The sequence below is a fragment of the Streptomyces sp. ISL-10 genome (assembly GCF_018614575.1).
In the GTDB taxonomy this organism is placed as follows: Bacteria; Actinomycetota; Actinomycetes; order Streptomycetales; family Streptomycetaceae; genus Streptomyces.
The window spans coordinates 141079-164946 of the sequence record NZ_JAGGOJ010000005.1; the positions used below are offsets into that span (position 1 = coordinate 141079).

22 protein-coding genes and 1 riboswitch are annotated in these 23868 nt (G+C 68.9%); of the genes, 3 read left to right on the forward strand and 19 right to left on the reverse strand.

The window, feature by feature from the left end; genetic code table 11:
- Nucleotides 1-30: 30 nt before the first annotated feature.
- From lanKC to J7E88_RS05585, 14 genes are all read right to left on the reverse strand, one after another.
- Nucleotides 31-2631: a class III lanthionine synthetase LanKC gene (gene lanKC, locus J7E88_RS05520; protein ID WP_215177882.1), complete on the reverse strand. Its 2601-nt coding sequence runs from the start codon at nucleotides 2629-2631 to the stop codon at nucleotides 31-33.
- 10 nt (nucleotides 2632-2641) lie between these two features.
- Nucleotides 2642-3250, reverse strand: a complete 609-nt coding sequence (locus J7E88_RS05525) for a flavoprotein (RefSeq protein WP_215177883.1) — start codon at nucleotides 3248-3250, stop codon at nucleotides 2642-2644.
- 8 nt (nucleotides 3251-3258) lie between these two features.
- The gene (locus J7E88_RS05530) at nucleotides 3259-3537 is read right to left on the reverse strand and encodes a hypothetical protein (RefSeq protein ID WP_215177884.1); all 279 of its coding nucleotides are present in this window, start codon (nucleotides 3535-3537) and stop codon (nucleotides 3259-3261) included.
- 45 nt (nucleotides 3538-3582) lie between these two features.
- On the reverse strand, nucleotides 3583-4308 hold the full coding sequence (locus J7E88_RS05535) for a thioesterase II family protein (RefSeq protein ID WP_215177885.1): 726 nt from the start codon (nucleotides 4306-4308) through the stop codon (nucleotides 3583-3585).
- On the reverse strand, nucleotides 4308-6188 hold the full coding sequence (locus J7E88_RS05540; RefSeq protein WP_215177886.1) for an amino acid adenylation domain-containing protein: 1881 nt from the start codon (nucleotides 6186-6188) through the stop codon (nucleotides 4308-4310). Before J7E88_RS05540 ends, J7E88_RS05535 begins: the two co-directional genes overlap by 1 nt.
- A 16-nt stretch (nucleotides 6189-6204) precedes the next feature.
- A complete protein-coding gene (locus J7E88_RS05545) occupies nucleotides 6205-7350 on the reverse strand; it encodes a glycine amidinotransferase (RefSeq protein WP_215177890.1) in 1146 nt (381 codons plus the stop codon).
- Nucleotides 7351-7367: 17 nt separating this feature from the next.
- On the reverse strand, nucleotides 7368-8261 hold the full coding sequence (locus J7E88_RS05550) for a hypothetical protein (RefSeq protein WP_215177892.1): 894 nt from the start codon (nucleotides 8259-8261) through the stop codon (nucleotides 7368-7370).
- Complete coding sequence (locus tag J7E88_RS05555) at nucleotides 8254-9168, reverse strand: hypothetical protein (protein ID WP_215177893.1); 915 nt, start codon at nucleotides 9166-9168, stop codon at nucleotides 8254-8256. The genes J7E88_RS05550 and J7E88_RS05555 overlap by 8 nt, the downstream gene beginning before the upstream one ends.
- Complete coding sequence (locus J7E88_RS05560) at nucleotides 9165-9926, reverse strand: SDR family NAD(P)-dependent oxidoreductase (RefSeq protein ID WP_215177896.1); 762 nt, start codon at nucleotides 9924-9926, stop codon at nucleotides 9165-9167. The genes J7E88_RS05555 and J7E88_RS05560 overlap by 4 nt, the downstream gene beginning before the upstream one ends.
- Nucleotides 9923-10555 carry a GNAT family N-acetyltransferase gene (locus J7E88_RS05565; RefSeq protein WP_215177898.1) on the reverse strand — a complete coding sequence of 211 codons (633 nt, stop codon included), beginning with the start codon at nucleotides 10553-10555 and terminating at the stop codon, nucleotides 9923-9925. Before J7E88_RS05565 ends, J7E88_RS05560 begins: the two co-directional genes overlap by 4 nt.
- Before the next feature lie 11 nt (nucleotides 10556-10566).
- Nucleotides 10567-10800: a hypothetical protein gene (locus J7E88_RS05570; protein WP_215177900.1), complete on the reverse strand. Its 234-nt coding sequence runs from the start codon at nucleotides 10798-10800 to the stop codon at nucleotides 10567-10569.
- 5 nt (nucleotides 10801-10805) lie between these two features.
- The gene (locus tag J7E88_RS05575) at nucleotides 10806-11822 is read right to left on the reverse strand and encodes a 3-oxoacyl-ACP synthase III family protein (protein ID WP_215177902.1); all 1017 of its coding nucleotides are present in this window, start codon (nucleotides 11820-11822) and stop codon (nucleotides 10806-10808) included.
- A gap of 370 nt (nucleotides 11823-12192) precedes the next feature.
- The gene (locus J7E88_RS05580; protein ID WP_215177904.1) at nucleotides 12193-12807 is read right to left on the reverse strand and encodes a hypothetical protein; all 615 of its coding nucleotides are present in this window, start codon (nucleotides 12805-12807) and stop codon (nucleotides 12193-12195) included.
- 90 nt (nucleotides 12808-12897) lie between these two features.
- Nucleotides 12898-13935, reverse strand: coding sequence for a ParB/RepB/Spo0J family partition protein (locus J7E88_RS05585; protein ID WP_215177906.1), 1038 nt, complete (start codon nucleotides 13933-13935; stop codon nucleotides 12898-12900).
- 205 nt (nucleotides 13936-14140) lie between these two features.
- Between J7E88_RS05585 and J7E88_RS05590 the strand changes: the two genes are divergently transcribed.
- Nucleotides 14141-14374 carry a hypothetical protein gene (locus J7E88_RS05590; protein WP_215177908.1) on the forward strand — a complete coding sequence of 78 codons (234 nt, stop codon included), beginning with the start codon at nucleotides 14141-14143 and terminating at the stop codon, nucleotides 14372-14374.
- A gap of 51 nt (nucleotides 14375-14425) precedes the next feature.
- Here the strand turns inward: J7E88_RS05590 and J7E88_RS05595 are convergent, their stop codons facing one another.
- Nucleotides 14426-17428 (reverse strand): BTAD domain-containing putative transcriptional regulator, encoded by a 3003-nt coding sequence (locus tag J7E88_RS05595; protein WP_215177912.1) that lies wholly within the window; start codon nucleotides 17426-17428, stop codon nucleotides 14426-14428.
- A 135-nt stretch (nucleotides 17429-17563) separates the two neighbouring features.
- On the opposite strand from J7E88_RS05595, the gene J7E88_RS05600 reads away from it, so the two are divergent.
- On the forward strand, nucleotides 17564-18310 hold the full coding sequence (locus J7E88_RS05600) for a 4'-phosphopantetheinyl transferase (RefSeq protein WP_215177916.1): 747 nt from the start codon (nucleotides 17564-17566) through the stop codon (nucleotides 18308-18310).
- A 30-nt stretch (nucleotides 18311-18340) separates the two neighbouring features.
- Here J7E88_RS05600 and groL read toward each other — a convergent pair whose 3' ends face one another.
- The 4 genes from groL to thrC form a co-directional block, all read right to left on the reverse strand.
- Entirely contained in the window at nucleotides 18341-19963 is a 1623-nt protein-coding gene (gene groL, locus J7E88_RS05605) for a chaperonin GroEL (RefSeq protein WP_215177918.1), read from the reverse strand.
- Between the two features lie 369 nt (nucleotides 19964-20332).
- On the reverse strand, nucleotides 20333-20536 hold the full coding sequence (locus J7E88_RS05610) for a cold-shock protein (protein WP_005315736.1): 204 nt from the start codon (nucleotides 20534-20536) through the stop codon (nucleotides 20333-20335).
- A gap of 408 nt (nucleotides 20537-20944) precedes the next feature.
- Nucleotides 20945-21220 carry a MoaD/ThiS family protein gene (locus tag J7E88_RS05615; protein ID WP_215177920.1) on the reverse strand — a complete coding sequence of 92 codons (276 nt, stop codon included), beginning with the start codon at nucleotides 21218-21220 and terminating at the stop codon, nucleotides 20945-20947.
- Between the two features lie 51 nt (nucleotides 21221-21271).
- Nucleotides 21272-22570, reverse strand: coding sequence for a threonine synthase (thrC, locus tag J7E88_RS05620; protein WP_215177921.1), 1299 nt, complete (start codon nucleotides 22568-22570; stop codon nucleotides 21272-21274).
- 17 nt (nucleotides 22571-22587) lie between these two features.
- Nucleotides 22588-22715, reverse strand: a riboswitch (SAM riboswitch).
- Between the two features lie 175 nt (nucleotides 22716-22890).
- Between thrC and J7E88_RS05625 the strand changes: the two genes are divergently transcribed.
- Entirely contained in the window at nucleotides 22891-23835 is a 945-nt protein-coding gene (locus tag J7E88_RS05625; protein ID WP_215177923.1) for a glucosyl-3-phosphoglycerate synthase, read from the forward strand.
- Nucleotides 23836-23868 lie beyond the last annotated feature (33 nt).

Genomic DNA, 23868 nt, shown 5'->3' on the forward strand with positions numbered 1-23868 from the left:
TTCCGGTGGGGAACGAGAGGGGGCAGCAGCTCACAGCACGCCGGGCAGCCAGCTGTCGCGGCGGCCCGTGGCGAAGGCGACGCCGGTGAGCACGCCCGCGGCTCCGGTCCGCAGGTCGCCCGAGAGCTTGAAGTTGCCGGAGCCGGGGTAGTGCAGCTCACCGTCGCGGTACCGGATCTCGTGCAGGCCGAGCTGGCCCGCGTGGCGGTCGACGAGGGGGACGACATGCTCCTCGTGTCCCGCCTGCGCCAGGGAGGTGAGCGTGGCCATGAAGCCGGCCCTGCCCCGGAACAAGCCGCACTGGACCATGAACTCAGGGCCCATCGCCCGCACCAGGTCCGGTATGGAGGCGCCGGCCGGGGCCCATGCCTCGTGGCGTGCCATCTCCGCCAGCACCAGCGCGCTGCCGCACGACCCCACTTCGAGGTATCCGAGAGTGCGCCGGTCCGCCTCGTTGAACTGCAACGAGCCGTCCTTGCACCGGACATACGCGGCGAACTCGAACTCCATCAGCTTCCGGGCGAGCCGGACCGCGTCCGCATCACCCACAGCGAGGCCGTGGCGATGCACGGCCAGGGCGGTTCCCGCGACGCCGTGCATCAGTCCGTACTGCGAGGCGTCGGTGCTCTCCGCGGCCTGCAGGCGTGCCTGCAGGCCCGTGGCGCGGTGAGTGAGCTCCGCGCCGATCTCCTCGGCCTGTGAGGCCGTGACCGGCGAGGCGTCCGCGCGGGCCAGTTCGGCGGCGGCCAGGTAGATGCCGGCGAGGCCGCTGAAGAGGCTCAGGCCGGTGCGGCTGCGGTCCTTGGCCAGCGCGGTGTCCACGAGTTCCGCGGCCTGCTGGCGGCGGCCGGCGTGCCACAGGGCGTATCCGGCGCCCAACTCACTGTCGTAGAGCCCGCATTCGAGCCGGTCCGCCGAAGCGTGTCCGTGGGTGACGGTCCAGTCGGCGATCCGGTCCACGAGACCGTCGTCCTCGACTCCCTCGGTGTCGAGGAGGGACCACAGCACGCCGGCGGAGCCGGTGGCCAGGGCCACGGGCGACAGCGAGAATCCGGTGTGGTCCCCGGGGAAGAGGCGGTCGACGCGGTCGACGCTCATCGTTGCCCGGAGCCCGGCCACGATCTGAGACGACCAGGCCGTGAAGCCCAAGTGGTGGTCGAGGTGGCCGGATTCGGTGGTGAGCACGGCGGCCGCAGGCCGTGCGGCGATCGGCGGCGCGCAGGTCCGCGCGATGCGATCGGCCCAGCTCTGCGGCAGGTCGAACCGGGCCCGGCACACGTCGAGCAGCTGCCACAGCTTGGTGTCGTCCATGGGGACGAGGTGGGTGAGCGGCAGATAGCAGGAGAGTTCCAGGAGGCGCAGTGCGTGCTCGTCGGAGGCGCGACCCGTCTTCGCCGGGTCGTTGAACCCCGGGGCGCCGGGAAAACGCCGGTCGGCGCCTTCAGGAACGCAGGCTTCCAGATCGAGCAGCTTGACGTCGAGGTCGGGGGTGACCATCACATTGCCGGGATGGATGTCCCCGAAGATGTGGCCCCGCTCCCAGATGGCGGTGATCGCGGCGCGTACCCGGCCCATGATGACTTCGACGTTCTCGCGGTAGGCGCGGACCACCTCGGGGTGCGCGGGCTCCAAGGGGTTCTCCCGCAGCAGGAACGGCTGGTTCGCGGCAACCCACTCCTGCAGCGTGGTGCCCCGGATGTACTCGATCGCGGTGAAGACGTGGGACTGCCAGGTGAACTGCTCATAGGCCTCCGGGATCTCCGGCAGGCCGGAGAAGCGGAGCATCGCCTGGTACTCGGCCTCGGCCCGTGCGACCGCGTCGCCGCCCACCATGTCGTACCCGGCGTGCGGCCGGGCCTCCTTGAGAACGACCTCGCGGCCGCTGGTCAGGTGGGTGGCGAGATAGACGCCGCCGCTGTTGGAGAAGTGCAGGGTCTTGTCGATGCGGTACGGGGGGACCGGGCCGCTTCCGTCCGGCGGGGGCGGCATGAACGCGTCGGGCACGGTGACGAACGAGGGGGCCCGGAAGGGAACCGACCGCGCGTCCGGCACGAGCCGGCCGTCGGGGTCTTCCAGAGCCAGGGAGATCCTGCCCTGGGCAGTGCGGCAGAAGCGTCGCGAGTACGCGCCGTAGCGGACGTGCACCACGCTCTCGCCGATCCTCAGGTCCGACAGGATCCGTGGCCCGGGCACGCCTTCCAGCAGGGTGGACAGTTCCTCGGCGGTGGCCAGCGACTGCTGCTCGTCCGCCGGGTAGAGGACGATGCCCTTTCCGCTGACCTGACGCGGCGCGTACTTGGCGTTGACCAGCCAGGCGTACTCGTGGCGGGCGAGGTATTTGAAGGGCATGCCGCGCGGGACGCAGTACTGCGCGACGGTGTCGAGCAGGGCGGGGAACGTGTCCGGGGTGACGGCCACGTGGATCTTCCAGCCCTGTCCGCGCACGGGCTCGCCGTCCGGCTTGCAGACGGTCCATATGCCGTGCCGGGAGTGGTGCCGGCCTGCGCCTTCCGGCAGGGGCACGGGACCCTTGCGGGTCCGGCGGAAGCGCGGGTCGTCGGGGCGGGCGTGCCACCGGGCGATGTCGTCGTAGGCGCGGGGGTCGGCGAAGGTGTAGAAGAAGTGCTCCATTGCGGCCTCCTCAGGCGCTCGCGCTCTGGGTGGCCGCGTCGACAGCCGACTCGTAGATTCCGATCGCGTCCCAGAGGGGGGCGGCGACGTCGGTTTCGGTGTCCAGGCTGCGGCTCTTGCCCTTGCGGGGCGTGACGATGTGGTAGTTGGGCACGCTCCTGATCCGGGCGAGGGCGTCGCCGATGATCGGGTTGTCGGCGACACCGGGCGGGAAGGACGGGGCGATGACCACGGGCCCCTTGGTGCCGAGCGCGGCCAGGAGGAACGGCGATGCTCCCGAGCCGGAGGCGAGGCCGGAGAGGAAGGACACCGAGGCGGGATAGACGAGGATCCCGTCGTAGGCGGTGGCGATCTCCGTGTGGACCGGCCGGAGTTCGCCTGAGGGGGCGTTCCACGAGTTGGCGGCGACGGGCGACTTCGTCAGCGCGGCCAGCGCCGTCGGGCTGACGAAGTTCCTGGCGGATTCGGTGAGCCCCACGGTCACTGCGAAGTGGGGGCGGTTGGCCGACAACCAGTTGAGCCAGAACGGTAAGTGGGCGGTGGAGAGCGTCCCCGTCGCGATGACGAAGAGCTTGGCCCGGCGCGCCTTGCCTGCCTCGCTCCGGTCGAATTCAGCCATGGCACTCCCTAGTGTCGTTCATCGTCGTGTCGCTTCCGGTTCGGGTCGAGACTGCCGATTTCCTCCCGCAGTTCGTCCATGATGCTCTTGCTCTTCTTCCCTTTGGACGACCTGTAGTCCTCCCACAGATCCATGACTCCCAGAAGAATGAGCAGCAGCCCGACGTGCCCGCCCTGGAACCATTTGACGTGGACGTCCCAGAAGAAAACTGCGAGGACGGCACCGGCCGCGATGAAGACAATGCCGAGAATCTTCTTGAAGCTCCCGAGGGAATTCTTGGAATTCATGTGCACTCCTGTTCGCTTGCACGAGCCATGACAGTGCGCGACATCCTAGCCGACACCGGTCCGACCGTTCATCGCCAGACCGAAAACATACTTCCGGAGGTGGCCGAAATCTTCCGAGACGAGAAAATGGCCACCGTCGAGGACGTCCACGGTGACATCGTCGGAGATTTCCGCCCAGGCCCGGAGCGCCTGTTCGGGAACGAGGATGTCTCGATTTCCGCCGAACACGCGCACCGGCACGGGAAGCCTGCTCGACTGCGGTACATGGCGGTATGAGCCGCACAGTCTGGCGTCGTCACGCACCAGGCCGAGGAAGGGGGACAGCCACTCCGGGTGGGCGGCCAACCAGTCCGGAACACCACCGATGTCATGCAGCCGCCGGACCAGCTCGCCGTCCGGGGCGTCAGGATCGGTGGGATCCCGCCAGGGAATATGAGGAGCGGCATAGGCCGCCACCACAAGCGCTTCGGGCAGCGGTCCCATGCGCTCGTGAAAGTGACGCGTCACGAGATAGGCGAGCAATCCTCCCATACTCTGACCGAACAGTACGTAGTCGTCGCAGGCTGCTTTTTCAGCCACGTCTTCCGCCAGTACGGGAACCAGCTCTTCGGTTGTTCCATACAGCCGCCGGGTGGCGCTGTCCTGGCTTCTGGGAAGCTCCAGGGCGATGACGTCCAATTCCTCGGGCGCGGCACGGACCCACGGCTCGAATACCGAGGGGCTTCCTCCGGCGTGGTGCAGGCAGATCAGCTTTGTCCGCCGATTCTCCATCACCCTTCATCCTCCCCGTCACTCCCGCTCTCATTTACGAGCAGGCTCACCACATGACCGGCCAGCGCATTCACCGTCGGATACCGGAAAACAACCGCCTGGTCCAGCTCGCATTGCAGTGCGTCCTGCAGCGCCTGTCTCAGCAGGATTGCCGAGAGCGAGTCGAGGCCGAGCGAGAAGAGATCGCTGTCCGGCTCGGGCGTCTGCCCGAGAACCCGCATCGTGTTCCGGCGTATCAAAGCGGTGACCAGGTCACAGCGCCGGTCCGCCCGGGCCTGCGCGAAAGCGATGAGGAAGCTGCCGTCGTCGAGTTCCGGGGCGAGTGGTGCGTGGAGAGCTCCGTCGACGGGCCGCAGCCGGCACCGGTCCGTCTTCCCGCTGGCGGTCAGCGGCATGGCGGACAGGAAGGCATACGCCTCCGGGCGCATCCGGCGCGGCAGCCTGGGTGCGAGGAACGCGTCCAGCAGATGCGGCGCTTCGCCCGTGTCCAGCCCGGCACAGGGGACGACATGGGCGACCAGGAGCCGGCGTCCGTCGATCTCGTGGGCGAGGACGGCTGCGTCGGCGACCTGCGGATGCTGCAGGAGGAGGGTCTCGATCTCCCCCGCCTCGATCCTCACGCCGTGTGCCTTGATCTGGGTGTCCATGCGGCCCAGGTGCTCCAGGACACCGTCGGGTCGGCGCCGGGCCAGGTCACCGGTGCGGTAGAGCAGGCCGGGCCCGAACGGATTGGGCACGAACCGCTGTGCCGTCAGTTCCGGCTGCCGGAGGTAGCCCTGCGAGAGCCCGGCCCCGGCGATGCACAGCTCGCCGTCGTCGCCCGGGGGCAGTTCGCGGAGGCCTTGATCCACGACGTGGACCCGGACGCCGTCGATCGGGCGGCCGATCGGGGCGATGGCCGGCCACTGTTCCGGATCTCCCGTCGCAGTCCAGGTCGTGGCGTCCTGGAACTCCGTGGCGCCGTAGTGGTTGTGGAGCCGGGCAGGGACGTCGCGGAAGAACTGCCGCACAGGGCCGGTGATGCGCAGCTGCTCGCCCGTGGTGACGACGTCACGAAGCCGCAGTTCGACGGGGGACTCCTCCGTCGCACGGGCGAGCTGCTCCAGCATGGGCACCGGCGCGAAGATCCGCTCGATCCGCTCGTCTCGGAGGAAGCGGGCGAGCGCGAAGGGATTGCGCCGGCTCTCCTCGTCCGCGAAGACAAGGGTGCCGCCGGAGCACAGGGTCGAGAAGATCTCGTGGAAGGAGAAGTCGAAACTGAGCGCGCACAGTTGGGCAGTGCGCTGCCGACCGCTGTGCGGACGGGCGCGTTCGTGCCAGGTCAGCAGGTTCACTAGCGCCGCGTGGGTCATGACCGCGCCCTTCGGCACCCCCGTGGACCCGGAGGTGAAGATCGCGTACGCGGGCGCGGAGGGGGCGCTCGCGTACGCGGGCCTCGGGGCGTGCTCCACGGGCCGCCCGTCGGTCACCGGACGGCATCCCTCGGACAGCATGAGCACGGACGCCGCGGAGGCGGCCGGCGGCGGGGTCTCCGCCGTGACGACCACCTCGATGCCCGCTGTGCCGATGACGTGCGCGATCCGTTCCCGCGGATCGGCCGGGTCCATCGGCACATAGGCGGCACCCGTGCTCATGACTCCCAGCATGGCCGCGACGGCTTCGGGGGAGCGCGGCATGAGCACTCCGACGAAACCGCCGTCACGGACTCCGGATCGGCGGAGCCCGGCGGCCACACGCACGGCCATCTCGTCGAGTTCGCGGTAGCTCACCCGACGTGTTCCGTGGACCATCGCGGGGAACTCCGCGCGCGTGCCACGGCCGTGCCGTTCCACCAGGGCGTGCACGGTGCCCCGGAAGTCTGCGGAAGGACGGTTCGGCATGGTCTTCGCTTCGTCCTCAGCCCGCCGGGTCGTACGACAGGGAGGGGAAAAAGTCTTCTTCGGTGCCGTCCCGGCGGATGTCCCAGGTGGCGCAGTGCAGGGAGCCGCCGTACTCGAAGACGTTGCGGAACGGCACGGTCAGTACCTCGAAGCCGAGGCTCGACAGCAGGTCCTGGAGGGGCTTCTCCTGCTCCTCGCAGACGACCTTGGTGGGAGAGAGGCTCAGCACGTTCATCGACAGCCATTTCGACGACTGGCAGTAGGCCGGCATCTGGTCGTTCGTCAGCACCGGCTCCGGGGCCTCGACGAACTTCCAGTCGTTCTGCCGGAACATCGCCGTCTCGTCCTCGCGCAGGGGCCGGTCGGGGTTGGTCAGGATCAGCCCGGGGCGCAGCGGGACGAAGGTGCAGTCGATGTGGGAGGGGAAGTAGTCCAGCGGGAAGTGCACCGGATGGACCCGGAATCCCTTGGGCTCCAGATGCCGCTTCAGCCAGCGGATGCCGGCCCGGTTGGTGGTCATGGACTCCTGGACGAGGATGTCGCGGCCGAACCGGCTCATGTCGGCGGCGTCGAAGACGACTTCGTCCTGGGTGACACAGAACTCCGAGGAATGCATCTGCGCGTGCCGCTTCTCCAGCGGCCACTCCCAGAACTCCTGCCGGTACATGGCGTCGGCCATGGTCGGTTTGGGGGCGACGGTCCAGGTGACGCGGGGATCGGCCTCCCAGTACTCGTAGACGAGCCTGCGGTAGGGCTCGTACTCGAAGTAGCGGCCGCGGCGGGACATCGTCGCCTCGATGATCTCGTTGCCGATGGTGATCATCACGTCGCGCGGGCACACGGCGCAGTACTGGTTCTCGACGTCGAAGTGCGGCGTGCGCACGGAACGGCCGAAGTCGTGCGCGGAGGGGCGGCGCACCACCACGCCCTGCGACGTCAGCAGGGAGACGAGGGCGGCGAGTTCCTCCTCGGCCCGGGCGACGGCTTCGGCGGGCTTGGGCCCGCTGGGGAAGGGCACGGCTTCCCTGCCGCGCATCTGCGGCCGGTTGCCCGGTTCCGTCGGCTCGAAGTTCGCGCCGGCTGCGGATCCGACGACGACTTCGCGCAGAGTGTCCCACTCGTTCCACGAATTCACGACGGCCGTCTCGGTGGTCGTGCTCATCTGCGTTCTCCTGTTCATCAGCCCGCCAGCGTGAGGAGGCGATGCTCCGCCCGGCCCTGCAGCAGGCTGCGCGTGCGGGTTACGTACACGGACTTCGCGGGGGCGATCAGGTCCACGGCGGCGACCCCGTCCACCGCGCACAGACCGTCGACCAGCCTGGGGAGGCTTACGGTGTCGAACGACTGGTCCACGAGCATGCGGCGGAAGGCCTCGGGAGAGTTGTCGACCGGCTTGCCGGTGAGCGGGCTGATCACGACGGCCGACGCCGTGCGGAACTCGACGCCCGCCAGGATGCCGGCGAGCTCGTCGGGGCCGGGGACGGTGCAGGGGCTGTGCTCGGCCCGGTCGGCCTGGTCCAGGACCACGACGCCGAGCCGGCCGAGCCGTGCCCTGACCGCGTCGATGTCGCAGTCGCCGACGCTGATCGCGACCAGACCGCCGCCGAGGTCCACCGACAGCCACGACGGGACCGACGCCGACCGCATTTCCTCGACCAGCCGCCGGGCGTCGTCCTCAGAGGGGGCGAGGACGGCCAGCGTCGTTCCGCTGCGGCCTGTGCGGTGAGCCTCGATCTGGCGGGAGTTGACCTCCCGGATGATACGGAAGCAGTCCGCCTCGTCGAGTACCCCGGCCGCCAGGAGCGCCGTCACGCAGCCCGCGCTCAGCCCTCCGTAGGCGGGGCGGCGCTGCGGCTCCTGTTCGAGGCGGCGGATGACCGCCACGGCGAGCAGCGCTTCGTGCACGGTGGTCGTCAGCGTGCTGCTGTCCTGCTGCCCGCCCGTCCCGCCGGGCTCGAAGCCGCAGACGTGCGCGGCCAGTGCGAGGTGCTCGTCGTGGACGCCGAGCACGGCGTCCACGTTCGAGGCGGTCAGGGGGACCAGGCCCGGGAGGACCAGCGCCCGGTCACACACCTGCGACCACTCCGCCGGCCTCGGGTCGGATCGTGCAGCCGGGGTCCAGCTGCATGGACTTGACGACGAATTCCGACGGCTCCAGGACGACGTGGGTGTCGAGTCCCAGCCCCTCCAGATAGCCGAGCACACCTCGCCAGTCGAGGACCGTGGTGTACTGCTCCACCGCCAGCGTCCAGATCGAGGCCGCGCTGGTGTGGGGACGGCAGTCGTTGATGCTGACGAGCGGAATGGAGGGGTTGGCCTGCGGGTCGCCGAAGCGCCACTCCCGGGCGAAGATCTTCTTCACCTCGTCCATCAGGCCGCAGTGGCCCGGATAGCTGTAGGGGATCACCTTGAACAGGGTGCCGGCCTTCATCACCGCAGGTTTGATGACGTCGATGTCCGAACGTCGGCAGGCCGCGATGAACTGGTTGCCGGAGACGACGGCCGACAGGTGCAGGAGCGAGTCGACCCCCTGGTTCCGGAGCTCCTCGAAGACCCGGGTGTGGTCGCAGTGGTAGAAGAAGACACTGGCGTAGTCAGTGCTCCCGAAGACGTCCGTCTCGATGGCCGCCATGGTGTTCGACATGCGCACCATGTCCTCCAGCGAGACCCAGCCCACCGCTGTCGCCGCGCTGAGGAAGCCCAGGCTGATGCCGGTGACGCAGACGGGCTGCATGTCACGGCGGCGCAGCTCCTCGCGGTAGCCGGCGACGCCCATCAGATTGATCAGGGGACGGCGGAAGCGGGGATCGTTCGCCTCCTCCTCGGTGCCGTCGCGGAGGATGGCCCGGAAGTCCATCGACAGGGTGTCGCTCCCGAGGTCGAGCATGATCTGCATCGCCTGGGACTCCAGGGCGCGCTTGCGCAGATCGAGGTCGAGGAAGACCTGGGAGGGGAAGATGTACGTGCCGGCGGCGGTCACAGCGAGAACCCGTCGTCGACGGTGACGACTTCACCGTTCATGGCGGCGAAGTCCGCTCCGGCCACCTGGCGGATCACCGCGGCGACCTGGCGCGGGGCGAGGAGCCGGTCTTCGTAGTCGGGGCCGCCCATGATCTCCTCGATGGCTTCGCGGGGGACGGTGCTGAGGAGTCGGGTGTCGCGGATGGGGCCCGGCGAGACGGTGTTGAAGCGGAGGCCGAGCCTTCCCCATTCCCGGGCGAAGCCGCGGGTCTGGGCCTCGATCGCCGCCTTGCTGGTGATGTAGGGCATGGCGCCGACGATGTAGTGGCGGGTGAGGATCGACGACACGTTGATGACGGTGCCGCCGCCCGTTGCCGCCATGGCCTGCGCGGCGACGGCGTTGACCTGGTAGACGCCGAAGACGTTGGCGTCGATCACCGCCTTGAAGTGCTCGGCGTTCGACACGGTGGCCAGTGCGGCCTGGTTGGCCACGGCGCAGTTGACCACGACGTCGCAGGGGGTGGCCTCACGCAGCAGCCGGCGCACGGCCGCACCTTTGGGGTCGGGGTCGGGCAGGCTCAGCTGATGGACGACCGGGTTGCCGCCGTTCTCTGCGACCATGGCGGCGGTCTTCTCGGCGTCGTCACGGCGGCCGTGATACGTGAGGTGGACGGCTTCCGCGATGGGGGCGAACTCCCGGGCCACTGCCTGTCCCAGGCCGCTCGTTCCGCCGACCACCAGCACATTGCGGTGGACGGGTGGCTTCGTGTCGCTCATGGCTGTTGACTCCTCAGACGGTTCGCGATCCCGTGGACGTCGATGCGCCGGGACAGAGCTCTTGTGCGGGCCTCGTGCCGGGGGGCGTCGAGGTGTCGGCCCACACGGGGCTGGTAGTGGGGGTAGGGCCGTTGGTATTCCTCACGGGTCATCCCGGACTTCACCGCCGGCACGTTTCCCTGGGTGGTCGCGAAGTAGTTCCTGCAGATCGCTTCGACCGTCATGCCGTCGCCCAGGCCGATGTTGATGACCGCGTTGTTGTGCAGACCGGTGGTGAACTCGATCCGCCTGCAGTTCTCGACCTCGAAGAGATAGTCGATCACCAGCAGGGCGGCCTCGATGCCGATACCTGTGTTCCACAGTCGTTCGTCACCGGTGGCGCCGCCGACCTCGTACACCCCGTCGTCCAGCCTCCACCAGTGCACGATCCCCACCGTGGTGCCCCGCACGTCCGTGACGATCGCTGCCCGGCGTCCTTCGGCCTCCAGAGATGCGTACTGCGACTCACGCAGGAGTGTGCTCGATGTGCCGCGGACCAGGGCCTCGCATTCCGAGGGACTGAGCCACTTCGCCACGGTCCCCAGTTCGGCCTCGGTCAGCGGTACGAGCCGGCACAGCAGGCCTTTCACGTGCAGGTCCGTCAGACGCCGGCGAGCTGGTCATGGACGCTGCGGAGGCTGGTGATCCCCTCGACCTTGAGGTCGTACACCTTGTCCCCGTACAGCGGCAGCAGAGCCGACACGAACCGCAGGGTGTCCATCGACTCCAGGCCGTATGTGCTGTCGCTGCCGAAGACGACGCTGTCGTCGTCCGGGACCGCGCCACCCGAGCGCTCCGAGAAAAGGTCCAGGAAGGTCTTGCGCAAAACGTCCATGGTGGTTACTCCACGTCGATGTCGGCGGGCAGTCTGAAGCACAGCGAGCCCCACAGGAAGCCGGCCCCGATGGCCCCGAGCACGATCACGTCGCCGCGCTTGGCCAGTCCGTCGCGGGCCAGGCTCCACAAAGAGGTCAGCGGTGACGCCGCTCCCGTGTTGCCGAGGGTGTCGGCGGTGATGGCCACGCGGTCGAGGTCGGCGCCCACGGTGCGGGCGATGTAGTGCACGAGCCGTACGTTGGCCTGGTGCATCGCGAATCCACTGACATCCGCGATGTCGACAGCGGCGCCGGCGAGCGTCTCCTCCAGGGACTTGGGAAGACGGGTGCTGGCCTCCTGCCAGACCACCTTTCCGTCCATCTGGAGGTAGGGGCTGTGCACTTCGCGCCCCAGGGTGTCCAGTTCATGGCGCAACTGGGAGGGCGAGGCCAGCGTGACGGCCTCCGAGTAGGCATTGCCCAGGTCATAGGAGAGCAGCCCGTGAGGCGCCTCGGTCCTCGTGAGGACCATGGCTGCGGCGGCGTCCCCGAAGAAGATGCGCGTGGTCCGGTCGAGGGGCTCGGTGTTGCGGGAGACGCACTCGGCGCACACCACCAACGCGTTCTGCAGGCCCGGCTCCTGCAGCATGCACGAGGCGGTGTAGGTCGCGTAGACGGAGGAGGCACAGGCGTGCTGGGTGATGTCCACGATGCGGGGGGTCTCGATGCCCAGCCGGTCGGCGATGATGACGCCGAGTGACGGCATCATCCAGTCCGGGCTGGTGCAGGCCACAACGAGTACGTCCACGTCGCGGGCCGAGATCCGTGCTGCTGCGAGGGCCTTCGCGGCCGCCTCCGTCGCCAGATCGGTGATGTTCTCGTCTGCGGAGAGGAACCGACGCTCCTTGATGCCGGTCTTCTCCTCGATCCACTCCGGAGTGCTGTCCAGCGTCCTGCACAACTCGGCGTTGGTGACTACGCGCTCGGGCAGCGCCACACTGACGCTCCGTGGACTGGTCGGTGTCATGCCCCACGTGGGCACAGCGGTTCCTCCTTCGTGTGTCGGCGATTCCACGACGACGGTTCCGCAAGGGGTCTGCCGTGGTGGTGCGGGCCCCGCAGTCGGCGGCCTCCGGCGCTGTCCCGTGCCGTCGGGATCTGCCAGGCGTCGTGCTGGGTGGGAATGGGGGTGGTCCGGCCGGCAGGGAAAGCCTTGCCGGCCGGACCACGCCGGATCAGCAGCCGTCGCTGGCCGTGCTCGCCGGCAGCTCGACGCCGTCGGCGGTGATCTCGGTGCCCTGCAGCTCCATCACGTTGGTGAGGTCCATGTCTCTCTCCTCCTTTCCTTCTTCGTGGGTGGGTTGACAGACCGCTGGTGACAGCGGTGGTCTGAGGGGCGCGGAGGCCTCGGGTCAGGCATTCCACATGGCGCGGTGGGCCTCGGTCAGGTCCTCGAGTGCCTTCTTGTGCAGGCGGTCGAGGAGTTCCTGCCGCCCGGCCGGCTCCGCCGCTCCCTGCGGGGCGAACTCCCGCAGGTCGGCGCAGCACACGACGCCGGGCCAGTACCGGCCGTCGAGGAAGAACCGGTCGCGCAGGATGCCTTCCACCTCGAAGCCCGCGCAGGCGGTGAGGTATTCGAGGAAGACATCGTTGTATGCGGGTGTCAGCAGTTCGACGCGCTGGACCTCGCGGGCCCGGGTCAGCAGCGCCATCGCCCGGCGCAGCGCCCGGTCCACCAGGTCGGCTGTCCATGCCTCGTCCCTGCACGAGACGAGGTCGAGCCGGAAGAATCCGGGAGTCTGGCCCGGTGACCAGCCGACCGCCCCGACGGGATTCCCGCAGGAGATGACGAGCAGATGGGATTTCCGCTCGTCCTTCACCCGACGCATCCGCTCCGCGGCGGAACGCCAGACGGCTCCTTCGGTCGAAACATAGGAGAACGGCTGGGAAAGAATGGTGTCCAGGATTTCTTCATCCGCGACAGTGGTCACGGGAATGAACTCGACACCCGTTTCTTCGACCATCACCACCGACCCCCCTTTCCCCTTGTTTTCCGCTCGGTCGCTGACATCGAGAAATCTATGCGGGCCTTCAAATGCGGTCAACGGGCGGCGAATTCAACTCGCACATCGCTGTTCGGCTTCGTAAGGCACGTCGGCACGCTGCTCGAGCGCCGAGACGCACTCCGCCCACGCCTCGAGGTTTGCGCGGATCAGCTCCGCGACCGTGGCGGCGCAGTGCGGGGGGACGCGTTCCACGACGTTGCCCAGCTCGGCCGACTCGTGGGCGTGCTGGCCCAGCCAGCGGAGCAGGTTGCGTCCGGCCTCGCTGAAACGGAGCGACGGATCGTTGCGCAGGCGCTGGAGCAGGACCCCCCGGTCCGGGGCCTGCGGCCGGGACGCAGCAGGCGCCTGGTGGCCGAGCCCCGTGCCCGTCCGCTTCTCCCGGCTCGTCATCTCCCGGCTCGCCGAGGCCGCGGACCTGCGCTGCCGCGGGGGCAACGGGTCCTGGCCGGCGGCTATGCGGTCCCTCACGTCGCGCACGGTCGACGGCGCGATGCCCACGACCTTCGCGACCTGCCGCAGGGACAGTTCGGGGCTGCTGAGCAGGAGTTCGCGGGCCTGGAGCCGGCCGCCGGCGCCACTGACCGGCCGCGCGCGACCGTCGCTTCCGAGGCGGGTGTGCGAGTGACCACTCTGGTCGGTCGAACGCCTCCGCAGGCCCGCGACGGTGGTGGGCGACAGGCCGGCCAGACGTGCGACCCGGCGGTCGGACCACTGAGGGTGGACCTTCATGATGCGCTCCGCGGCAGCCGTGCGGTCCGCCGCCGTGAGCGGCAGACCGTGGCGCGAGTTCAGCAGGACGGCCAGGACGAACGCGTCGTCCGCATCCCCCGTGTACAGGCGGGCCCGGATCTCCTCGTCCCCGCGCAGGACGGCGGCCCGTACGCGGTGGGCGCCGTCGATGACTTCCATCGTGTCGGCGTGCACAAGGATCGGAGGCAACTCCGCCTGTGATTCCGCCAGTACGCGGACATGGGCGTGGTCCTCGCCCTTGATCCGCAGTGAATTACCGAGCCTCAGAACCGCGATCGACACCATTTCTGTCGGACAGTCCTGGAGCTGACTTTCAAGGCCGGGCAGTTCGCCGGACATTGATCCCCCATGTGACACGGACACCGGCGGGAGGTCACCCCGTGAAGGCATCCGATACGGATATACCGACAGGTAGCCTAACGAGCCTCCGTTTTCCTGATCTTTTGCTCCGGGAGCGCATCGAAACAACGGGAAAATCTCATCGAAAGGTCCTCCGCTTAAGATCATCGGTGACCACACGCACTCAAGGGGGAGCAACGTGTACATGCGCAAGACAGGTCCCGTCTGGCTGACCGTCGCCGCCACGGGCCTGCTGTTGACCCTGGCCGGCCCGTCCGCGGCCGCCCGGACGGAGGCCGGGCCCGACCTTCCGTGGACGGTGTCGGCGCAACCCGCCGGCCTCTCGGCAGACGGGCACGGGGCGGATCCCGCCGGCCCCTCGCCAGACGGACACGTGGCGGACCCGCGGGCCCGGTTCGGCGACCTGCCCTGGACCTAGCCCTGGACCTAGCCCTGGACCTAGGGCGCGAACGGTCCCGGACGGCAACGGTCACGCATCGAAAGCCCGGACCAACCGGGCCGGGGCGACAGAGGTTCCCGGCAGCGCCCGCGTCAGGAAGCGGTGCAGCCGTTCCGCCCGCCGTTCCCAGTGGGGGTTCGCCAGCCCCCGAAGCGTCGCCAGAGCGGCTTCCGCGTACGCGCGGGCCTGCTCTGCGGCGCTCTCCACTGCCTTGGTGCAGGCGAGATCCAGTTCGACACGGGCCCGGAGGAAGCTGTCGCCCACCTCCGAAGCAGCCAGGTGCGCCTGGCGCAACGACGCCTCGGCCTCGTCGGTCATCCGCTGCCGCCACTGTGCCTCACCGCGCACCCGCAGCCCGTGCGCCTCACCGAGGCGGTCGCCCTGCGCCCTGGACAGGACGACGACCTCGTGCCCGGCCTGCTCCGCCTCCTGTACCTCTCCCACCTGCAACAGGGCCTCGGCCAGCCGGTAGAGGTTCTGCGTCTCGCCGCGGAGGGAGCCGTTGTCCCGATTGATGGTGAAGGCCTCGCGGATGAGGGCGAATCCCAACTCGCGCTCGCCCCGCTCGATTTCGATCTGGGCGAGCAGGCCGACGGCGTGGGAGCGGCCGGCGACGTCCTCGGTCCGCTTGAAGAAGTCGACGGCCTGCCGGCACAGGCCGGCCGCCTCGTCGAGATCGCCCGCGAACCGGGTGCACAGGGCGAGGTTGCGCAGGACCATGGCATAGCCGTGGGCGTCGTCCCCCTGCTCCATCACGGCCTTTGCGTCCATGAGCACCGACCGGGCTTCCTGGTAGTTCCGCCGGTAGATCTCCAGCGTCCCGAGAGAGCTCAGCATCGTCCCGATGCCCTCCTCGTCGCCGGTCCTGCGGGCGGCCCGCAGTGCGATGTCAGCCGTGGTGCGCCAGTCCTCCAGGTAGTTGTACGTCTCGAAGAGCGGGACGGTGCGCGCCACGAGCTCCCAGGGGCGGCCCCGGTTGTCCGTCTCGCCCCAGTGCCTGACCAGGTCCGTGATCGCATGCCGTTCGGATTCGAACCAGGCGATCGGGTCGGTCAGCGGCTCCTCGGTCACGGACCAGTGGGACAGCACCGCAGAGTGGCCCCGGAGCGGAGTGACGTGCCCGGGCCCCCGGAGCAGCTCGTTCGCCCGGTCGGCAAGGGAGAGCCAGGCCCCGAAGGCCCTCCCCAGCGCGGCCTCGCGCTCCTCCGGGCTCTCCTCCTTCTCGGCCCGCTCCCAGGCGAACAGGCGCAGCAGGCTGTGGAATTCGAACCGTGGAGCCGACCCTGACGCGCCCGGGCGCACGTTCAGCAGCTGTGCCTCGACAAGCTGCTCCAGCAGGTCCTCGGCCCGTTCGGTGCTGGTGTCCAGTACGGCCGCGCCGGACCAGGCGGCGAAGTCCCGCACGGGCAGCAGACCCAGGAGCCGGTACAGACGCGCCGCCTCGGCCGGCAGCTCCCGGTAACTCAGCCAGATCCCGGCGCGCACCCCGCCTTCGCGGGGGCTGAGGATGTCCAGCCGACGGCATCGGTCCTCCAGTCGGTCGACCAGCTGCGCCACGGACCGGTGGGGTCTGGCGACCAGGTAGGCACCGGCGATGCGCAGGGCCAGCGGCAGCCCGTCGCACAACTCGACCAACCGGGCCGCCTGCTCCGGTGCCGCCTCGGTGTACGTGGACCCGGCGATGGTGGCCAGCAGCCGGCTCGACTGTTCTGCCTCCAGCGACTTGAGGGCGATCCTCACCACCGCGTAGTCCCCCGTCATGTAGTCGAAGGAGTCGCGTCCGGTGACCACCACGCAGGAGGTGCCCCGGCCGGGGAACAGCGGCAGTGCCTGCCGCAGGGACCGTACGTTGTCCAGCAGGATCAGCACCCGCTTGCCGTCCAGCACCCCTCGGTACAGTGCGGCGCGTTCCTCCAGTTCGTCGGGGATGTGCGAGCTGGGCACCCCGAGCGCACGCAGGCACCGGTCCAGGGCCTGCATGGCGGTGAGCGGCGGCTCGTGATCGTCGTAGCCGCGCATGTCGACGAAGAGCTGCCCGTCCGCAAAGCGCTCGGCGACGCTATTGGCCCAGTGGACTGCCAGCGCGGTCTTGCCGACTCCGCTGGTTCCGGAGAGCGCTGCGATGGTCAGCGGCGCCTCGCTCCTGGAGACGTCGAGCATCTGGTCGAGCTCGGCGAGCTCGTGCGTCCGGCCGGTGAAGGCCGCGGAGGGAGCCGGGAGCTGGGCGGGTATTCCGGTGACCGGCGACGTCGGCGGCACGTATCGTTCGGCCATCTCGGCCGCGACGAGGTCCTGCAGGATGCGCTGGTGCAGCTCCTGCAACGCCGGGCCGGGCTCGGTCCCCAGCTGTTCGATGAAGATCTTGCGGCCGGCGCGGTAGGTCTCCAGGGCACTGGCCCGCCGACCGGACCGGCGTAACGCCAGCATCAGGTGGAACCGCGCCTGCTCCCGCAGGGGATGATTGTCCACCACCCCGGTCATGTGGGCCACCACCGAACGGTAGTCGCCGAGCTGCAGTTGGAGTCCCGCGTACTCCTCGCTCACATCGAGCCACAGGTCCGAGAGGCGGGCGGCGGCGGCGTCGATGCGGCCCCCCGACAGCCCCTCCAGGGCCGTGCCGTTCCACAGTGCCAGCGCCTGCCGGAAAATCTCCATGGCCTGTGCGCTGTGTCCGTCGCGCGCCAGCGCCCGGGCTTCGGCGACCAGTCGGTCCATTGTCCGGACGTCGATGTCGTGCTCGCCCTGGTTCAGGACGTAGCTCCGATGACCCGTCGTGATGAGGCGGTCGTCACCGGCCGCGTCGCGGAAGATGCGGCGCAGGGTGGTGATGCAGATGGCTATCTGGTTGCGGGCGGTGGCCGGCGGGGCGCCCTGCCACACGGCTTCGATCAGGGCGTCCACGGGCACGGGCCGTCCCGGCGAGAGCAGAAGAACGGCCAGGACCGTGCGCTGTCGCAGACCGCCGAGGGGTATGGGGACGCCGTCCGCCTCCACAGCAAGCGGTCCCAGCATCTTGAAGGACAACAAACCCACAGCCCACCCCCCGGCAATGCGCGCGCGGCCGGCGGCCGTGGTCAAATCGCCCGCCCGGTGCCATGATCCGAACGTGAATCGATGGCAAGATCATTCAGTCAAGAGTATCGAAACACCAGACCGATTCTCCTCGCCATGAGGGCCAGACGTCACATTGAGCTTCTGCTTCCCCAGGGCGCTGCGGGCGAGGCGGAGTTCGGCCCCGTCCCGCCCGGCGTCCCGCTGGCGGGGGAAGCTCCCCCGGCGGGCGTCGTCCCGGAGCGGGTTCACGAATTCGCCGCCGTACGACACTGCGCACGGCGGGCGCTGGCCCGACTGGGTCACCCCCCGGTGCCGCTGCCCGCGGGAGAACGCGGCGCCCCCGTCTGGCCCACCGGGATCGTGGGCAGCATGACCCACTGCCGCGGCTATCGGGCGGCAGCAGTCGCCCGTTCCACCGGTACGGCCGCCTTGGGTATCGACGCCGAGCCGGCCACCCCGCTGGACGACGGCGTCCTCGGTCTGATCTGCACCACCGCCGAGCTCCGGCACCTGGCAGCTCTCGCCCGGTCGGAGCCCGCGGTCCCCTGGGACCGGATGCTCTTCAGCGCCAAGGAGGCGGTGTACAAGGCATGGTTTCCCCTGACCGGACGCGGACTCGAATTCCGCGACGCACAACTGTCGTTCCTCCCCGGCAGCGACCGCTTCGTGGTGCGCGTCCACGGCGCTCCGGAGCTCTCGGCCGCGATGCACGGCCGCTGGACCGTCGCCCACGGTCTCGTCCTCACCTCGGTCGCCGTCCCCGCCCGGTCCCTACCGGCGGCCGGAACCGGACGGCACGCCGCGAACGCCGAAGGGCGGCACCCCTGGGAGTGGGGTGCCGCCCTCGGTCAGGACGGTTGATCAACCATCAGGCCGAAGCCTTCACGGCGATCAGAAGTCCATGTCACCGCCCGGCATGCCGCCACCGGCAGGCGCGCCGGCCTTCTCCGGCTTGTCGGCGATGACGGCCTCGGTGGTGAGGAACAGCGCCGCGATGGAGGCCGCGTTCTGCAGGGCAGAGCGGGTCACCTTCGCGGGGTCGATGATGCCCTCGGCGATCATGTCGACGTACTCGCCGGTCGCGGCGTTCAGACCGTGGCCGACGGCCAGGTTGCGCACCTTCTCGACGACGACGCCGCCCTCGAGACCACCGTTGACGGCGATCTGCTTCAGCGGGGCCTCCAGCGCGAGCTTCACGGCGTTGGCGCCGGTCGCCTCGTCACCCTGGAGCTCGAGCTTCTCGAAGACCGAGGAGGCCTGGAGCAGCGCCACGCCACCACCGGCGACGATGCCCTCCTCGACGGCCGCCTTCGCGTTGCGAACGGCGTCCTCGATGCGGTGCTTGCGCTCCTTGAGCTCGACCTCGGTCGCGGCGCCGGCCTTGATGACGGCCACGCCGCCGGCCAGCTTCGCGAGGCGCTCCTGGAGCTTCTCGCGGTCGTAGTCCGAGTCGCTGTTCTCGATCTCGGCACGGATCTGGTTGACGCGGCCGGCCACCTGGTCGCTCTCACCGGCACCGTCGACGATCGTGGTCTCGTCCTTGGTGATGACGACCTTGCGGGCGCGGCCCAGCAGGTCCAGGCCCGCGTTCTCGAGCTTGAGGCCGACCTCCTCGGAGATGACCGTGCCGCCCGTGAGGATGGCGATGTCGTTGAGCATGGCCTTGCGGCGGTCGCCGAAGCCCGGGGCCTTGACGGCGACGGACTTGAAGGTGCCGCGGATCTTGTTCACGACGAGCGTGGACAGGGCCTCGCCCTCGACGTCCTCGGCGATGATCAGCAGCGGCTTGCCGGACTGCATGACCTTCTCCAGCAGCGGAAGGAGGTCCTTCACGTTGCCGACCTTGGAGTTGACGATCAGGATGTACGGGTCGTCCAGGGACGCCTCCATACGCTCCATGTCGGTGGCGAAGTACGCCGAGATGTAGCCCTTGTCGAAGCGCATGCCCTCGGTGAGCTCGAGCTCCAGACCGAAGGTCTGGGACTCCTCGACCGTGATGACGCCTTCCTTGCCGACCTTGTCCATGGCCTCGGCGATGAGCTCGCCGATCTGGGTGTCGGCGGCGGAGATGGAGGCGGTCGAAGCGATCTGCTCCTTGGTCTCCACGTCCTTGGCCTGCTCGAGCAGGGCGCCGGAGACGGCCTCGACGGCCTTCTCGATGCCGCGCTTGAGGGCCATCGGGTTGGCGCCGGCGGCCACGTTGCGCAGACCCTCGCGGACGAGCGCCTGGGCGAGGACGGTCGCGGTGGTCGTACCGTCACCGGCGACGTCGTCCGTCTTCTTGGCGACTTCCTTGACCAGCTCGGCGCCGATCTTCTCGTACGGGTCCTCGAGCTCGATCTCCTTGGCGATGGACACACCATCGTTGGTGATCGTGGGGGCGCCCCACTTCTTCTCGAGGACGACGTTGCGACCCTTGGGGCCAAGGGTGACCTTGACGGCGTCGGCGAGCTGGTTCATCCCGCGCTCGAGACCGCGCCGTGCCTCCTCGTCGAACGCGATGATCTTGGCCATGTGAAGTGGTCCTCCCGGACTGGGGTGGATTGCTTCGGATCGCATCCGGCGCCCGCGACGGACGGCCTGCGCGCCGTGTGGTTCCTTGCCCCACCCGGCCTGCGGACCTCACCGACCCGATCCAAGTTCTGTCACTCTCACTGGGAGAGTGCTAACGCCAATGATTAGCACTCGCCCCCGGAGAGTGCAAGCGCCTCACGCTCACGGCGCACCGTGGACGGCCCTCACGGCGGTCATCACGGAGCCCTCACGGCGAGGGCCACGGCGCACCTCACGGCGAAGCACGAGGGGCCCGCATCCCGGTCTACCGGGATACGGACCCCTCGCGCGTGAGTGCGTCGGTGGCCGATCGCGCCTGGATCAGTTGGATCAGACGGCGAGCTTGACCATGTCCGCCTGCGGACCCTTCTGGCCCTGCGAGATCTCGAACTCGACTCGCTGACCCTCTTCAAGGGTGCGGTATCCGTCCATCTGGATCGCGCTGTAGTGGACGAAAACATCCGCACCACCGTCGACCGCGATGAAGCCGTACCCCTTCTCCGCGTTGAACCACTTGACGGTGCCCTGAGCCATGCCTAACTCCCCTATTACTGGCCCTTGCACAGGACCGCACTTCGCGGACCCGGGTCAGACCTCACCCCAGCAGGAGGGGTGTGCGCCGGAACGCGTCGACCGCGGCTGAATGTATCTGCCCAACTGCCCTCTGCAACAGGTCAATCGGACGAGAAATCTGGGCAGGACCGATCGGCCGATTCATGCGAATTGAATGAATTCCGGGGCAAGTCGGGCCCGACAAAGCGGCACTTTCGGCGCAATTCGATCGCTCACTTTGGCCGCATTCTTACGGAGCGGGAACGCATTACCGGGCGGCCGGCGGAGGGGGCTTCCCAGACTCTACCGCGCTCAACCATGCAGAATTGCCCCCTCCGCTTCTCTGGCGGAGGGGGCAATTTCCGTAACGCTGGGTAACGCGGAGCGGAATCAGCCGCCGGCGACGGCGGGGATGATCGAGACGCCCGCACCGTCCGGCGTCACCGTCTGCAGGCCCTGCTCGAAGCGGACGTCGTCGTCGTTCACGTACACGTTGACGAAGCGGCGCAGCTTGCCCTGGTCGTCCAGGACGCGGGCCGCGATGCCCGTGTGGTTCTTCTCCAGGTCCGCGATGACCTCGGCCAGGGTCGCGCCCTCGGCGGGGACCTCGGCCTGGCCGCCCGTGTACGTACGGAGGATGGTGGGGATGCGGACGTTGACGCTCATGGGGTGCAGCCTTTCTTCAATCTGAGGTGGTCGGCGGGACCCGTTTCGGTCTCAGCCTGCCAGGCCGGCGTCGCGGAACGCGTCCAGGCTCGGGCGGATCGTCGCGGTCGGGCCGGTGGTCGGGGCGACCGCGTCCAGCGTCTTGAGGCCGTCGCCGGTGTTCAGCACGACGGTGGTGAGCGCCGGGTCGAGCACGCCCTGCTCGATCAGCTTCTTCGTCACACCCACGGTCACGCCGCCCGCCGTCTCGGCGAAGATGCCCTCGGTGCGGGCCAGCAGCTTGATCGCGTCGACGACCTGCTCGTCGTTCACGTCCTCCACCGCGCCGCCCGTGCGGCGGGCGATGTCCAGCACGTAAGGGCCGTCGGCCGGGTTGCCGATGGCGAGCGACTTGGCGATGGTGTTCGGCTTCTGGGGGCGCACGACGTCGTGACCGGCCTTGAAGGCGGTGGACACCGGGGAACAGCCCTCTGCCTGGGCGCCGAAGATCTTGTACGGCTTGTCCTCGACGAGGCCGAGCCTGATCAGCTCCTGAAGGCCCTTGTCGATCTTGGTGAGCTGGGAACCGGAAGCGATCGGAATGACGATCTGGTCGGGCAGCTGCCAGCCGAGCTGCTCGCAGATCTCGTACGCGAGCGTCTTGGAGCCCTCGCCGTAGTACGGGCGGAGGTTGACGTTCACAAAGCCCCAGCCCTCGCCGAGCGGGTCGCCGATGAGCTCGGAGCAGAAGCGGTTGACGTCGTCGTAGTTGCCCTCGATGCCGACCAGCTCGCCGCCGTAGACCGCGGCCATGACGACCTTGCCCTGCTCCAGGTCATGCGGGATGAAGACGCAGGAGCGGAAGCCGGCCCGCGCGGCGGCGGCGCCGACCGCGCCGGCGAGGTTGCCGGTGGAGGAGCAGGACAGGGTGGTGAAGCCGAAGGCGCGGGCCGCCTCGACGGCGATCGCGACGACACGGTCCTTGAAGGAGTGCGTCGGGTTGCCGGAGTCGTCCTTGATGAACAGCCCGCCGGTGACGCCGAGTTCACGGGCGAGGTTGTCGGCCTTGACGAGCTTGGTGAAGCCGGGGTTGATGTTCGGCTTGCCGGCCACGTCGGCGGGGACGGGCAGGAGCGGGGCGTAGCGCCAGATGTTGTTCGGGCCGGCCTCGATCTGCTTCCGCAGGGCCTCCGGGTCGCCGCTCGGCAGGTCGTACGCGACTTCGAGCGGCCCGAAACACGAGGCGCAGGCGAAGATGGGGCCGAGCTCGAAACGCTCCCCGCACTCGCGGCACGACAGTGCGGCGGCGGGTCCGAGATCCACAGAGGCGGAAGCGGTGGCGGTGGTGCTGGCGATGGTCTGCGCAGCCATTATGGCGAGGCCCTTTCTCCTCATCTTCCTCGTGACGCATTTCGCCACAAGACGGAATTGGCACCTTCCCCACCGTGACCTCGCGGTCGGCGGGAGGGTTGCCGGGGCTTCAACGGGCCGTTCCCTCTGCCCCTCTGGATGAGCGGTATTCGATTGTCGGCAGGCGACCCCGAGATGCGGTGGTCACCTGCGTTGTTCAAGACTGTAACCGAAGGCCCGGACAGTTGAGATAGTCGTCCGAACCGCGAGATGGATCACACGCACGGCCTCCGGCCGGTCCATTCCCCCGATCCGAACCCCTGATGTCAAGGAGACGTGCCGTGCTCGATGAGGTGGAGCGCTGGCTGGGCATACGTACCTGGTCCGCCGCCGACCGCACACCGAACCAGATCCTCGCCGCCAAGGCCCGGCGCGGATCGTCGGTGAGTGTGGTGCTCCCCGCCCTGAACGAAGAGCAGACGGTCGGCGACATCGTGACGGTGATCCGGCACGAGCTGATGGAGCGGATCCCGCTGGTCGACGAGCTGGTGGTGATCGACTCGGCGTCGAGCGACCGTACGGCCGAGGTGGCCGAGGCGGCGGGCGCGCGGGTGGTGCACCGGGACGCCGTCCTGCCGCGGATCCCGGCAGCGGCGGGCAAGGGCGAGGTGCTGTGGCGGTCACTGATGGTGACCAGCGGTGACATCGTGTGCTTCATCGACTCCGATCTGCGCGACTTCTCGGCCGATTTCGTCTCCGGGATCGTGGGGCCGCTGCTGACGGACCCCGAGGTGCAGTTCGTCAAGGCGATGTACGACCGCCCGCTCGGCGACGCCCCTGGTCAGGGCGGCCGGGTTACCGAGCTGGTGGCGCGGCCGCTGCTGAATCTGCACTGGCCGCAACTGGCCGGTTTCGTGCAGCCACTGGGCGGCGAGTACGCGGCCCGGCGCTCCCTCCTGGAGCAACTGCCGTTCCCGGTCGGTTACGGAGTGGAACTCGGCCTGCTGGTGGACGCCCTCAACCGGGTGGGGCTCGACGCGTTGGCACAGGTCGACGTGGGCACGCGCAAGCACCGCCACCAGGACGGACAGGCGCTGGGCCGCATGGCGGCGGCGATCTACCGAACCGCACAAATGCGGCTCGCCCGCGGCCACTTGGTACGCCCGGTGCTCACCCAGTTCGAGCGGTTCGAGAACGGATTCGTGCCCGTCGTCCACGCGGTGGACACCGAGGAGCGGCCGCCGATGAGCGAGATCGGTGAGTACGCGGCGCGTCGCGCGGCATAAACCGGAACCGTCATTCATTTTGTCTAACTTTCG

What these genes read in the sequence shown, in the direction of transcription:
- J7E88_RS05610 (WP_005315736.1), bottom strand. Translation starts at nt 20,536, where the DNA reads ATGGCTCAGGGCACCGTCAAGTGGTTCAACGCGGAGAAGGGGTACGGC.
- J7E88_RS05535 (WP_215177885.1), bottom strand. Translation starts at nt 4,308, where the DNA reads ATGGAGAATCGGCGGACAAAGCTGATCTGCCTGCACCACGCCGGAGGA.
- thrC (WP_215177921.1), bottom strand. Translation starts at nt 22,570, where the DNA reads ATGGCTGCGCAGACCATCGCCAGCACCACCGCCACCGCTTCCGCCTCT.
- J7E88_RS05525 (WP_215177883.1), bottom strand. Translation starts at nt 3,250, where the DNA reads ATGGCTGAATTCGACCGGAGCGAGGCAGGCAAGGCGCGCCGGGCCAAG.
- groL (WP_215177918.1), bottom strand. Translation starts at nt 19,963, where the DNA reads ATGGCCAAGATCATCGCGTTCGACGAGGAGGCACGGCGCGGTCTCGAG.
- J7E88_RS05600 (WP_215177916.1), top strand. Translation starts at nt 17,564, where the DNA reads ATGAGGGCCAGACGTCACATTGAGCTTCTGCTTCCCCAGGGCGCTGCG.
- J7E88_RS05560 (WP_215177896.1), bottom strand. Translation starts at nt 9,926, where the DNA reads ATGAGCGACACGAAGCCACCCGTCCACCGCAATGTGCTGGTGGTCGGC.
- J7E88_RS05590 (WP_215177908.1), top strand. Translation starts at nt 14,141, where the DNA reads ATGCGCAAGACAGGTCCCGTCTGGCTGACCGTCGCCGCCACGGGCCTG.
- J7E88_RS05530 (WP_215177884.1), bottom strand. Translation starts at nt 3,537, where the DNA reads ATGAATTCCAAGAATTCCCTCGGGAGCTTCAAGAAGATTCTCGGCATT.
- J7E88_RS05545 (WP_215177890.1), bottom strand. Translation starts at nt 7,350, where the DNA reads ATGAGCACGACCACCGAGACGGCCGTCGTGAATTCGTGGAACGAGTGG.
- lanKC (WP_215177882.1), bottom strand. Translation starts at nt 2,631, where the DNA reads ATGGAGCACTTCTTCTACACCTTCGCCGACCCCCGCGCCTACGACGAC.
- J7E88_RS05585 (WP_215177906.1), bottom strand. Translation starts at nt 13,935, where the DNA reads ATGTCCGGCGAACTGCCCGGCCTTGAAAGTCAGCTCCAGGACTGTCCG.
- J7E88_RS05540 (WP_215177886.1), bottom strand. Translation starts at nt 6,188, where the DNA reads ATGCCGAACCGTCCTTCCGCAGACTTCCGGGGCACCGTGCACGCCCTG.
- J7E88_RS05570 (WP_215177900.1), bottom strand. Translation starts at nt 10,800, where the DNA reads ATGGACGTTTTGCGCAAGACCTTCCTGGACCTTTTCTCGGAGCGCTCG.
- J7E88_RS05615 (WP_215177920.1), bottom strand. Translation starts at nt 21,220, where the DNA reads ATGAGCGTCAACGTCCGCATCCCCACCATCCTCCGTACGTACACGGGC.